The 12,624-nt window shown below is 66.5% G+C and carries 11 protein-coding genes; 10 read left to right on the top strand and 1 reads right to left on the bottom strand.

What is annotated here, in order from left to right; translation table 11 throughout:
• The first annotated feature begins 65 nt into the window (after positions 1-65).
• From ASD73_RS20440 to ASD73_RS20470, 7 genes are all read left to right on the top strand, one after another.
• On the top strand, positions 66-1,886 hold the full coding sequence (locus ASD73_RS20440) for an ABCB family ABC transporter ATP-binding protein/permease (RefSeq protein ID WP_056367755.1): 1,821 nt from the start codon (positions 66-68) through the stop codon (positions 1,884-1,886).
• Between the two features lie 115 nt (positions 1,887-2,001).
• Complete coding sequence (locus ASD73_RS20445) at positions 2,002-4,044, top strand: putative bifunctional diguanylate cyclase/phosphodiesterase (RefSeq protein WP_235534627.1); 2,043 nt, start codon at positions 2,002-2,004, stop codon at positions 4,042-4,044.
• A 67-nt stretch (positions 4,045-4,111) separates the two neighbouring features.
• Complete coding sequence (ybaL, locus tag ASD73_RS20450; RefSeq protein WP_056367756.1) at positions 4,112-5,761, top strand: YbaL family putative K(+) efflux transporter; 1,650 nt, start codon at positions 4,112-4,114, stop codon at positions 5,759-5,761.
• Positions 5,762-5,847: 86 nt separating this feature from the next.
• Entirely contained in the window at positions 5,848-7,635 is a 1,788-nt protein-coding gene (gene recQ / locus ASD73_RS20455; protein WP_056376150.1) for a DNA helicase RecQ, read from the top strand.
• A gap of 147 nt (positions 7,636-7,782) precedes the next feature.
• Positions 7,783-8,088, top strand: a complete 306-nt coding sequence (locus ASD73_RS20460) for a UrcA family protein (RefSeq protein WP_056367759.1) — start codon at positions 7,783-7,785, stop codon at positions 8,086-8,088.
• A gap of 59 nt (positions 8,089-8,147) precedes the next feature.
• On the top strand, positions 8,148-9,206 hold the full coding sequence (locus tag ASD73_RS20465) for an AraC family transcriptional regulator (protein ID WP_056367760.1): 1,059 nt from the start codon (positions 8,148-8,150) through the stop codon (positions 9,204-9,206).
• Positions 9,207-9,279: 73 nt separating this feature from the next.
• Positions 9,280-10,140: a sterol desaturase family protein gene (locus ASD73_RS20470; RefSeq protein ID WP_082521742.1), complete on the top strand. Its 861-nt coding sequence runs from the start codon at positions 9,280-9,282 to the stop codon at positions 10,138-10,140.
• Here ASD73_RS20470 and ASD73_RS20475 read toward each other — a convergent pair.
• A complete protein-coding gene (locus tag ASD73_RS20475; RefSeq protein WP_162248178.1) occupies positions 10,077-10,706 on the bottom strand; it encodes a GNAT family N-acetyltransferase in 630 nt (209 codons plus the stop codon). The genes ASD73_RS20470 and ASD73_RS20475 overlap by 64 nt on opposite strands.
• A gap of 104 nt (positions 10,707-10,810) precedes the next feature.
• Here ASD73_RS20475 and ASD73_RS20480 point away from each other — a divergent pair, with 104 nt between their 5' ends.
• From ASD73_RS20480 to ASD73_RS20490, 3 genes are read left to right on the top strand one after another with little or no spacing between them, the layout of a single operon-like run.
• The gene (locus tag ASD73_RS20480; RefSeq protein WP_056367765.1) at positions 10,811-11,245 is read left to right on the top strand and encodes a TIGR01244 family sulfur transferase; all 435 of its coding nucleotides are present in this window, start codon (positions 10,811-10,813) and stop codon (positions 11,243-11,245) included.
• Positions 11,242-11,649: a hypothetical protein gene (locus tag ASD73_RS20485; RefSeq protein WP_056367766.1), complete on the top strand. Its 408-nt coding sequence runs from the start codon at positions 11,242-11,244 to the stop codon at positions 11,647-11,649. Before ASD73_RS20480 ends, ASD73_RS20485 begins: the two co-directional genes overlap by 4 nt.
• The gene (locus tag ASD73_RS20490) at positions 11,642-12,556 is read left to right on the top strand and encodes a sterol desaturase family protein (protein ID WP_082521744.1); all 915 of its coding nucleotides are present in this window, start codon (positions 11,642-11,644) and stop codon (positions 12,554-12,556) included. Before ASD73_RS20485 ends, ASD73_RS20490 begins: the two co-directional genes overlap by 8 nt.
• The last annotated feature ends 68 nt before the right edge of the window (positions 12,557-12,624 follow it).

The raw sequence follows: 12,624 nt of genomic DNA on the forward strand, positions 1-12,624 counted from the left end.
GTCTGATCCGCTCGTTGCGGTGAACTGCTTGGCGTTCAGCGCGTGCGCCCCTACATGGGGCGCGCATGCCGCCTGACACCTCCACTTCCGCCGACGCCTCGCGCGAGCCGCCCGTCCTTGCGACGCTCAAGCGCTTCCTGCCCTATCTGTGGCCGGCGGGACAGGCCGAGGCGAAGGTCCGCATTGTCCTCGCGGGCCTCATCGTGCTCGCGTCGAAGGGCGTGCAGCTGTCGATGGGCTTTCTCTATGGCGCCGCGATCGACAAGATGGTGCCGGGGATGGAGGAGGGCGTCGCGCTCGCGATCGGGCTGGTGCTCGCTTATGCTGGCGCGCGCTTTGCCGGGGTGCTCTTCGACAATTTGCGCAACGTCGTGTTCGAACGCGTCGGGCAGGATGCGACGCGCGAGCTGGCGATCACGACCTTCAGCCACCTCCACGCGCTGAGCCTGCGCTTCCACCTCGCGCGGCGGACGGGCGAGGTCACCAAGGTGATCGAGCGCGGGACGAAGAGCATCGACACGATGCTCTATTTCCTGCTGTTCAACATCGCGCCGACAATCGTCGAATTGCTCGCGGTGCTCATCATCTTCTGGACCAAGTTCAGCTTTGGATTGGCCAGTGCAACCGCGCTGATGGTGGTCGTCTATATCATCTTCACGCGCAAGGTGACCGACTGGCGCAACGCGCTGCGCACGCGGATGAACGACCTCGACACGCTGACGATCGGGCGCAGCGTCGACAGCCTGCTCAATTACGAGACGGTCAAATATTTCGGCGCCGAGGCGCGCGAGGAAGCGCGCTATCGCGACGTCGCCGACCAATATGCACGCGCCGCGGTGAAGAGCGAGAACAGCCTCGCCTGGCTGAACATGGGGCAGAGCCTGATCACCAATATCGCGCTCGCGGGCGCGATGGCGTACACCGTATGGGGCTGGTCGCAGGGGCAGTTTCAGGTCGGCGACGTGGTGCTGGTGAACACGCTCTTGGCCCAGCTCTTCCGCCCGCTCGACATGCTCGGCATGGTCTATCGCGTGATCCGCCAGGGGCTGATCGACATGGAGGCGATGTTCCGCCTGATCGACACCCCGTCCGAGATCAGCGATGCGCCCGATGCCTGGCCGCTGGTCGTGAATGGCGGCGCGGTGGCGTTCGACAATGTCGTCTTCGGTTATGAGCGCGACCGCACGATTCTGAACGGCGTGAGCTTTGCCGTCGGTGCGGGCGAGACGCTGGCGATCGTCGGGCCGTCGGGCGCGGGCAAGTCGACGATCGCGCGGCTGCTGTTCCGTTTCTATGATCCGCAGGGCGGGCGGATCACAATCGACGGGCAGGATATCGCCAAGGTCACGCAGAAAAGCCTGCGCGCCGAGATCGGCATCGTCCCGCAGGACACGGTGCTGTTCAACGACAGTATCGGTTACAATATCGCCTATGGCCGCGAGGGCGCGAGCGCGGGCGAGATCGCTGCGGCGGCCGAGGGCGCGGCGATCGACGGCTTTATCGCGATCCTGCCGCAGGGGTATGATACCGAGGTTGGCGAGCGCGGGCTGAAGCTGTCGGGCGGCGAGAAGCAGCGCGTCGCGATCGCGCGCACCCTGCTCAAGAACCCGCCGGTGCTGATTTTGGACGAGGCGACGAGCGCGCTCGACAGCCGCACCGAGGCAGCGATCCAGGACACGCTCGAACGCATCGCCGCGCGGCGCACGACCCTGGTCATCGCGCACCGCCTGTCGACGGTGACGGGCGCCGACCGGATCGTCGTGCTTGACAAGGGCCGCGTCGCCGAGACGGGGACGCACGAACAATTGCTACGCATGCGCGGGCTTTATGCCGACATGTGGGCGCGCCAGCAGGCCGAGCGCGACGAGGGAACCGTCGAGGCTTAGTACGGCCCCCCGGCGCGCCGGCTACGGTATTTACAATTTTGTAAGTGATTTCCACCAATTGACCCTTGGGGACCAATCCGTCCCGTAGACGGATGTCGAGGCGAAAGGTGCGATTTTGATCAGGCTGGCGATGTGTATCGCGATCGACCACGATCCGTGGCTCGTTGCGCTGGCGGTCGCGATCTGCTGCGTCGGCGCCTTTGCGATCGTGCAGATGTTCGAACGCGCGCGCGATGCGCAGCGAAGGCAGGGAATCGCCTGGGCATTCCTTGTTGCGGTCGCCGCCAGCGCTACGATCTGGTGCACGCATTTCGTCGCCATGCTCGCCTTTGAGGCGAAGGCGCCGGTGACGCTCGATCCCGTGCTGACCATCGCTTCGTTGATGGTCGCGATGGTCGGCTCGTTCATCGGCTTCGCGGTCGCCGCGTGGGGCAAGGACGAAGTTTTCGGGGCGATCGGCGGGATGCTGTTCGGCGCGGCCATCGCTGCGATGCATTTTACCGGCATGACCGCCTATCGCGTCGATGGCATCGTCGCCTGGGACAATGCCTATGTCGCTGCGGCGGTGATTTGCGGCATGGTCTTTGCCGCCGCCGCGCTGACGGTGCTGCGCACGAGCCGGGCGGTGCGCTTCCGCGTGCCGCTGGCGACGGGGCTGATCGTGCTTGCGATCGCCTCGCTCCATTTCCTGGCGATGACCGCGATGCGGATCACGCCGATGGCGCTCGACGAGACGCCGCTGCGTCCGGCGGAGTTCAACGCGCTGGCGCTCGCGACGGTGCTCGTCGGCGGGATCGTGATCGCGGCGGGGGTCTTTGCTGCGATGCTCGATCGCCAGACGCGCTCGGACGCGATGCGCGAGCTGACGCATATGGCGATGAACGACGCGCTGACGGGGCTTCCCAACCGCGTCGCCTTTCGCGCCGAACTGGCGCGGCAGATCGGCGGCGCGATCGTGAAGGGCGAACGCGTCGGGCTGTGCGCGATCGACCTCGACCGTTTCAAGGAAATCAACGACGTCCACGGTCACAAAGCGGGCGACGAGGTGCTCGCGCGGCTCGCGCAGCGGATGCGCGGTACGCTGGGGCATAATGAATTTGTCGCGCGGCTCGGCGGCGACGAGTTCGTCGCGCTGACGCGCTTTACCGACCGCGCGCAGCTGGCGGCGTTCGCGGCGCGGCTCGATGCCGAGCTGAAGGCGCCGCTGGTCTTCCCCGATTTCGAGGCGCGCCTTGGCGCGAGCATCGGGGTCGCGGTGTTCCCTGACGATGCGGCGACGGCCGAGATGCTGTCGAACAACGCCGACCTCGCGATGTACCGCGCCAAGGCCGACGCCGCGACCGCGCCATGCTATTATGACTGGCAGCTCGACGAGGCGATCCGCGACCAGCGCGAACTCGCCGCCGACCTGCGCGGCGCGATCGACCGCGGCGAACTCGACGTCCATTATCAGGTCCAGACCTCGGTCACGACGGGCGAGGTCACCGGTTACGAAGCGCTGCTGCGCTGGACGCACCCGGTTCGCGGCGCGATCCCGCCGGCGGTGTTCATCCCGCTCGCCGAGGCGAACGGTTTCATCCTCGCGCTGGGTGAATGGGTGATGCGGCGCGCCTGCACCGATGCGGCGGCGTGGCCGCACGCGTCGAAGGTCGCGGTCAATGTATCGCCGCTCCAGCTTGCGCATGTCGACCTGCCGCGCCTGTTTCATCAGATATTGCTCGACACCGGCTTGCCGCCGCGGCGGCTGGAGATCGAGCTGACCGAAACCGCGATCATCGCCGACCGCGAACGCGCGTTGCACGTCCTGCGCCAGATCAAGGCGCTCGGTATCGGCGTCGCGCTCGACGATTTCGGCACGGGCTATTCGTCGCTCGAAACCTTGCGCGCCTTTCCGTTCGACAAGATCAAGCTCGACCGCTTCTTCGCCGCGGAGCTCGAGGGCAATATCCAGTCGACCGCGATCCTGCGCGCGGTGCTCGCGCTCGGCAAAAGCCTGTCGATCCCGATCCTCGCCGAGGGGATCGAGACCGCGCAGCAGCTTGAAGTGCTCCGCCGCGAAGGCTGCGACGAGGCGCAGGGCTTCCTGATCGGGCGGCCCGGCCGCTCGGTCGCGCAGGGCGATAATGCCGACGACGCGGAACGGATTCGCGCGGCCTGACCGTTCAATTTGACTAAATTACTTGCCTTGGGTTGACCCCGCGCGCCCGCGCCCTTTACGCAAGGGCATGCCGCATGACACCAGCCTGATCGGAACCATCGTCGCCGGTCTGGGCGTGGCGTTCCTGATGGGGGCGCTGGCGCACCGGCTCAGGATTTCGCCGATCGCGGGTTATCTGCTCGCGGGGGTGCTGGTCGGGCCGTTCACCCCGGGCTTTGTCGCCGATACCGGGCTCGCGCTCCAGCTTGCCGAGATCGGCGTGATCCTGCTGATGTTCGGGGTCGGGCTGCATTTTTCGCTGAAAGACCTGCTGTCGGTGCGCAAGATCGCGGTGCCGGGGGCGATCGCGCAGATCGCGGTCGCGACCGCGCTCGGCATGATGCTCGGGCTGTGGCTCGGCTGGTCGGTTGAGGGCAGCGCGGTGTTCGGGCTGGCGCTGTCGGTCGCGAGTACTGTGGTGCTGCTACGCGCGCTGCAGGCGCGCGACATGGTCGAGACCGAAAAGGGACGGATCGCGGTCGGCTGGCTGATCGTCGAAGACCTCGTGATGGTGCTCGCGCTTGTGCTGCTGCCCGCGATGTTCGGCGACCGCGGCGACGAGGGCGGGAGCGCGGGGCTGATCCAGTCGGCGGCGATCGTGCTGATCAAGGTCGTCGGTTTCGGCGCCTTCATGTTCGTGATCGCGCGGCGGGTGCTGCCGTGGGTGCTCCACTGGGTCGCGCATTCGGGATCGCGCGAACTGTTCCGGCTGGCGGTGCTCGCGATCGCGCTTGGGGTCGCCTTCGGCGCGGCGGTGATTTTCGACGTGTCGTTTGCATTGGGCGCTTTCTTCGCGGGCATGATCCTCGGCGAAACGCAGTTGTCGCGGCGCGCCGCCGAAGAGACGCTGCCGCTGCGTGATGCGTTCGCGGTGCTGTTTTTCGTGTCGGTCGGCATGCTCTTCGACCCCAAGGTGCTCGTCGAGCAGCCGGGGCCGGTGCTCGCGACGGTCGCGATCATCGTCGTCGGCAAGTCGGTCGCTGCCTATGCGCTCGTCCGTGCCTTTGGTCATAATTCTGGAACCGCGCTGACGGTGTCGGTCAGCCTCGCGCAGATCGGCGAATTTTCGTTCATCCTCGCGGGGCTGGGCGTCGGGCTGAAGGTGCTGCCCGAAACGGGGCGAGACCTGATCCTCGCGGGGTCCTTGCTGTCGATCCTGTTCAACCCGATCCTCTTTTCGCTCGCGGTAAAATATATGCGCGACGCCGAGGCCGAGGCCGAGGAGGAGGAAGCGGAAGCGGAGGGCGAGGATGCGCCCGCACCGTGCAACGCCGGCGTCGTGCTGATCGGATATGGCCGTGTCGGCAGCCATATCGGCAGCCTGATCTGCGGGCGCGGCGAGGGACTCACGGTGATCGAGGATCAGAAGGATATGGCCGTGTCGGCGCGCGAGGCCGGGGCGACGGTGATCGTCGGCGACGCAACGAAGGAAAGCATCCTGCGGCAGGCGGGGCTCGACACCGCGTCCACGCTGCTGATCGCGATCCCCGAGGGGGTCGAGGCGGGCGCGATCGTGCGGCGCGCGCGCGCGATCAATCCGAAGCTGGTAATCGTCGCGCGCGCGCATTCGGACGAGGAGGTCGACGATCTGGTGCGCCGCGGCGCCGACCATGTCGTGATGGCCGAGCGCGAGACGGCGTCGCGGATGGCCGAGCGGGCGATGCTGACTCTAGCATAAGCTCCAATCTCGAGGTGGGTTTGTTGCCCGTTTGGATGAGTCCGGGGCTTCCCTCTCCCCATCATCCGCCCTATCGCCCTTCGACAATGTCCGCCGACGCTCTTCTCCCGCTGCTCAAATCCACCTTCGGTTTCGATGCCTTTCGCGGGCGTCAGGGCGAGGTCGTCGATCGCGTGATGGCGGGTACGCGGACGCTCGCGGTGATGCCGACGGGCGCGGGCAAGTCGCTGACGTACCAGCTGCCCGCGGTCGCGCTGAACGGCTGCGTCGTCGTCGTGTCGCCGCTGATCGCATTGATGCACGACCAGCTGCGCGGCGCGCGCGCGGCGGGGATTCGCGCTGCGAGCCTGACCAGCGTCGATGCCGACTGGGCCGAGACGCGGCAGGCGTATCGCGACGGCCAGCTCGACCTGCTTTATGTCGCGCCAGAGCGCGCGACGGGCGAGGGGTTTCGCACCTTGCTCGAGGCGCAGACGCCGGCGCTGTTCGCGATCGACGAGGCGCATTGCGTATCCGAATGGGGGCATGATTTCCGCCCCGATTACCGCCTGCTGCGCCCGCTGCTCGATGCCTTTCCGGGGGTGCCGCGGCTTGCGCTGACGGCAACCGCCGACAAGCACACGCGCGAGGATATTCTCGTTCAGCTCGGGATTCCAGGCGATGGCCTGATCCTCGCGGGCTTCGACCGGCCGAACATTCGCTATGCGGTCCGCCCGCGGATCAGCCCGGCGAAGCAGCTCGTCGATTTTATCGCTGCCAATCCGGGGCCGGGGATCGTCTATGCCCCGACGCGCAATGGCACCGAGCGGCTCGCCGAGCAGATCGCAGCGGCGACGGGGCGGAGCGTCGCAGCCTATCACGCCGGGCTCGACCCCGAACGGCGCGCGTGCGTCCAGCATGATTTCGTCGCGTCGGAGGACGGGATCGTCACCGCGACGGTCGCCTTCGGCATGGGGATCGACAAGCCCGACGTGCGCTTCGTCGCGCATGCGGGGCTGCCGAAATCGATCGAAAGCTATTATCAGGAGACGGGGCGCGCGGGGCGCGACGGCGACCCCGCCGAGGCGATGATGCTGTGGGGCGCCGACGATTTCGCGCGGGCGCGCATGCGGCTCTCCGAATTGCCCGAGGCGCGCGTCGCGGGCGAGCGGGTGCGATTGAACGCGCTCGCGGCGCTGGTTGAGACGGTCGAATGTCGCCGCGCGCTGCTGCTGCGGCATTTCGGCGAGAACCCGCCCGAGCGATGCGGCAATTGCGACAATTGCCTCGAGCCCGCGGCGCAGGTCGATGCGACAGTGCTCGCGCAGAAATTGCTCTCGGCGGTGTACCGTACCGGGCAGAGCTTTGGTGCGGGGCATATCGAGGCGGTGCTGACCGGGCGCAGCGACGAGCGGATCGCGAGCCGCGGGCATGACAAATTGTCGGTGTTCGGGATCGTCGCGGGCGAGGAAGCGCGGCTGATCAAGCCGCTGGTGCGCAGCCTGATGGCGCGCGAGGCGCTCGATACGACCGAGCATGGCGGGCTGATGCTCGGCCCCGCAGCGCGCGCGATGATGAAGGGCGAGACCGCGGTGCTGATGGCCGAGCCGCCGGTGAAGCGGACGCAGCGCGAGGGTGGGCGGACGAGCCGCGCGGACCGCGCGGCGGCGAACCCCGTCGGCGATCCGCTGTTCGATGCGCTCCGCGCGATGCGGCGCGAGTTAGCGGCCGAGGCCGGGGTGCCGCCCTATGTCATCTTTCACGACGCGGTGCTGCGCGCGATGGCGAGCGAGCGGCCCGCGACACGGAGCGCGCTGGCCGACATTCCGGGCGTCGGGGGCAAGAAGCTCGAGGCATGGGGCGATGCGTTTCTGAATGTGATCCGGCAATTTTAAGCCGGTAACCGGCCGCCCGGCTCGCCGATTTCACAAACGGCTAGCCATATTCCGAACGCGGCGCGACCGATGCGCCGATCGTCGCCACCTGTGCTTTCATCGCGGCCGCTCTCCCTTTCGCCGCCGATCGATGAAAGGATTTCGACCATGAAACACCGACTGATCCCCGCGCTGGTCGCCGGATGCCTCGCCTGGGCGCCGATGGTGGTACAGGCGTCGGACACAACCACGACGGTTCGTGTCGATATGCGCGCGCTCGACCTCAGAGCGCCCGGCGACGTGAAGACCGCGGAGCGCCGGATTGAGCGTGCCATCAGGATCGCGTGCCGGAGCGATGTCGAGCATCTGAGCTTCAAGGCGCGCCGGGTGGCCCGGCAGTGCCGCGAGACGACGCGCGAGCTGGCCATGCAGAAACTGCAGGGCAGGCAGCTTCGGCAACTGGCGGCGCAATGACCCGTTGCGGTGCGGCAGCGATGGTGGCGCGCCGACGTGGCTTGCAGTAGCAGAACGCGATGGCGTCGCTCCTGATCCTCGACCCGATGATTCGTGGCGGCGCGATCGCGCTGTTCCTGCTGTGGATCGCCATATTGGCGCGCGACCATCGTCATGTCCTCCCCGCGCGCGTCGCGGTCGCGATGAACCTTGCGATCATCGCCTATCTGCTCGTGCCGGTCTTTAGGCCCGATGGCCCGGCGCGCTTTCCTTATGCCATCTGCGACGCGCTGTCGGTGATGGTGCCGGCCTTCTTCTGGCTGTTCGTGCGGCTGTGGTTCGACGACCAGCAACGCATCGGCTGGCGCAGCTGGCTGCTCGTCGCCGCGTTCGGCGTGCTGCCGCTGGCGCAGGTCGCGCTGATCGCCGCGAGGGGATCGTTCAGCATGGAGATCTGGGTGCTGGTGCGTATCGGCATGTTCGCCTTTGCGGTGGCGGGAATGTGGATCGCGTGGCGCGGACGGACGAACGACCTGATCGAGGCGCGGCGCGGCTTTCGCGCTGCGCTGGTTTGCGCGATCGGCGGCTTCATCCTGCTCGTGACCTTTATCGAGATGTTCGATGGCCACGGTTCGGCGCCCGATATGGGGCGGTCGGTGACGCTGATCGCGATCCTGATTGCGACCTTCATCGTGTCGGTCGGCCTGTATCGCTTTCGGCTCGCCGAACTGTTCGCCGCGCCCGGACTCCCGCAGAAGCGGGCAGAGCCCCCCGCCACGCCCTCGCCGCTCGCGCAGCGGCTGCACGCGGTGATGGCGGAAGCACGCGCCTATCGCGCCGAAGGCTTTTCGATCACCATATTAGCGGCGCAACTCGGCGAGCCCGAATATCGCGTGCGGCGCGCGATCAACGGCGAGATGGGCTTTCGCAACTTCACGGCGTTCCTGAACAGCTTCCGCCTCGACGAGATCCGCGCGGCGCTCGCCGATCCGGCGCAGCGCGAGGTGCCGATTCTGACGATCGCGATCGACGCGGGCTTTGGTTCGCTGGGGCCGTTCAATCGCGCCTTTCGCGATGCCGAGGGAATGACGCCGAGCGCCTATCGGGCGGGGCGGCTCGCTGATTCCGGAATCGGCTAGCCGATTTTCGAGATCGCGGCGCGGGGGCAGGGAAAAGCTGCTGAAAGCGGGCATCAATTCGAAGGATGCCTGCATGATTCAAGACCTGCCTCCGCTCGCGATCCTGCTCGAAAAGGGTTCGGCGATCTTCGCCTTCGACTTCGGCCGCTATCTCGCCGCGGCGGGGGTGACGAGCGCGATCGTCTGGGGGCTGCGCCGCTCTAACCTTGCCGCGCGCAAGATTCAGGGGCGTGAGGCGACCGCCGCCGACAGGCGCCGCGAGTTCCTGCAATCGCTGCAGACCGTCGGCGTCTATCTGTTCGCCTCGCTGTTCATTGTCTGGGGCGTCGACAGCGGGGTGCTGCATCGTTTCCAGGGCAGTTATGGGGTGCTGGGCGACATGGCGCTGCTCGCGGCGATCATCGTCGCGCACGACGCCTATTTCTATTGGGTCCACCGCGCGATGCATCACCCCCGGCTGTTCAAGGCGTTCCACCGCGCGCACCATCGTTCGGTGACGCCGACGCCGTGGGCGGCGTACAGCTTCGCGATCCCCGAGGCCTTTGTGATGATCCTGTTCGTGCCGATCTGGCTATTCTTCGTCGCGACCCCGGCGTGGGTGATGTTCCTGTGGATCAATTTCCAGATCGTCCGCAACGCGATGGGTCATGCCGGGTTCGAGCTGCATCCGCGCTGGTGGCTGTCGACCCCGCTGACGCGCTGGATCAACACGACGACGCATCATGATTTGCATCATAGCGGCGGGTTCAATCGCAATTACGGGCTCTATTTCACCTGGTGGGACAAGTGGATGGGGACCGAGCATCCGCACTATGCCGAGCGCTTTCGCGAGGTGGTTTCGCGCGGACCGGTGCGCGAGGCGGCGGGGCCTCAGGCGGGCGGTGAAATGACCGAAACGATGTCGCTGCACAGCGTCCAGCCGAGCCGTTCGTAGAGCGCCTTGCCGTCACTGGTGGCGACCAGAAGGCACTCGGTGACGCCGCGGCGGGCGGCCTGACGGCCGAGCTCGGCCATGATCGCCGAGCCGAGCCCGCGGCGGCCGAACTGCGGTTCGGTCACGATCTGGTCATAGACGGCGGTGGTGCCGTGGATGCCGAGCACGCCGCGTGCGGCAAGCGATCCGTCGGCATGCCTTGCGATCGCCTCGAAACGATTGGCGCTTTCAGCGACTTCGACCGTGAAATCGGGCGTGGGCCGCGCTGCGGGCATATCGGTCCCGGCCACCATCAGCCACATCGGATCACGCGGTTGCCAGTGCGGCGGGATATGCGGAAGGATTGCATCGCGCGTGGCTGCGATGTCGACATAGGTGTGCGGCGCCTCGACCGCGGCGAATGCGGCGGTTGCGGCTTCGCCCGAGGCATTCCCGAGGATGAAGCGGCCGGCCTGGTCGGGCTTGCCGACATCGAACCACAGTGCCGAGGGAAGCGTGGCGGCAACAGGTTGGGCGTATCCACGGGCCGCGCAGTAGCCGAAGGCCCAGTCGAAATGTTCGTTCATGATCGCGACCATAGGTGAAGCGCGGGGCAAGGAAAGTGGCAACGCACCTTCATGCCCCACCTTCATGCTTGTCAGCAAGCGGGCGGCAGGAGTAGATCGCTGGCATGAGCGATTTTCGAACCCTGTCCGCCGACTATAGCGTCGCCCCGCAAATCAGCATCGAGGATGTTGCCGAGGCCAAGGCCGCGGGCTTTGCGCTGCTCATCAACAATCGCCCCGACGGCGAAGAGCCTTCGGCGCCGCAGGGTGACGATATCGCGCACGCCGCGGCGGCCGAGGGGCTGGCCTATGCCGCGATCCCGATCGGCCATGCGGGCTTCAGCCATGCGCAGATCGATGCGCTCGACACATTGCTCGGTGACGCGACGGGGCCGATCCTCGCCTATTGCCGTTCGGGCACCCGCTCGACGCATCTGTGGGCGCTGACGCGCGCACGCGCCGGCGACGACGTCGATGGCATCGTCGAGGCGGCCGCGAATGCGGGTTATGACCTTACCGCGCTGCGGCCGATGCTGGACGCGCTCGCGGGGGAAAAATGACGCAAGCCGCGTTGATCCAGCTGGGCGGGTCGCTGATCGCGGTGTTTTTCGTCGCCTGGCTGGTCGGGAAGATCGGGCTCGGCGGCGATCCGCGGATTGCCGATGCCGAGCACGCCATCCGGCTGGCCGAAGAGGCGGAGGCGGGGTTTCGCGGGGTCGAGGTCGCGCGCGACCGGGCGGGCTTTGCCGCGATCGTGCGCAATGCCGAGGGACGGATGATGCTGGTCCGCGCGCATGGCAATTTCTTTGCCGCGCGGCCGGTAGACGCCAGCGTGATCGGGCGGCTCGACAAGGATTTCCTGACACTGACGACGCCGGAGAAGACATTCGGCGCGGTGACGCTGCAATTGGGGAAGGATGCGGGGATGTGGGCCAGCCGGATGCGCGAGTTCAGCCGTGGATAAGCTGCCCGATCCGGTAACCTACGCCGTTCCCGCCTTCATCCTGCTTCTGATCGCCGAGATGATCATTTCGCTGCGCGCCGACAAAAGCCGGTACGAAGCGCGCGATACGCTGACCTCGCTGATGCTCGGCACGGTGAGCCAGATCGCGGGCGCTCTCGTCGGTGCGGCGGTGATTGGCGCGTCGGTGTGGGTGTACCAATACCGCCTGTTCGACATCGGGATCGAATTCAAAAGCTGGTGGTGGGCGTGGATCCTCTGCTTCTTCCTCGACGACCTCGCTTATTACGTCTTTCACCGCAGCGCGCACCGCGTGCGCTGGTTCTGGGCGAGCCATGTCATCCACCACAGCTCGCAGCATTATAATCTCTCGACCGCGCTGCGGCAGACGTGGACGGGCTTTTTCAGCCTGACCTTCCTGTTCCGCCTGCCTTTGTTCCTGATCGGCTTTCCGCCCGCGATGGTGTTCTTCTGCGCGGGTCTGAACCTCATCTACCAGTTCTGGATACATACCGAGGCGATCAGGCGGATGCCCAAATGGTTCGAGGCGGTGATGAACACCCCGTCGCACCACCGCGTCCATCATGGCGTGAACCCGCGCTACCTCGACGCCAATTATGCGGGCGTGTTCATCATCTGGGACAAGATGTTCGGCAGCTTCGTCGCCGAACGCGACGACGAACCCGTGCGTTACGGCATCGTCAAGCAGCTTGGCAGCTTCAACATATTATGGGCCGCGGTGCATGAATGGGTCGGGATCGCGAAGGATGTCTGGCACGCGCCGTGGAAGCACAAGCTCGATTATATGTGGCGCGAGCCCGGCTGGAGCCACGACGGCAGCCGCGCGACGAGCGCGATGATCAAGGAACGCTGGGCGGCGGGGCGGCCGGTGGACGAGCTGGCGGAGTAAATATCGTCGCCCGCCGCGACGGCGATGGCCGTTGTCGGCCTTGCCCTACATCGATAGCGCCGCCGCCT

The sequence above is a fragment of the Sphingopyxis sp. Root154 genome (assembly GCF_001427105.1).
GTDB lineage: Bacteria > Pseudomonadota > Alphaproteobacteria > Sphingomonadales > Sphingomonadaceae > Sphingopyxis.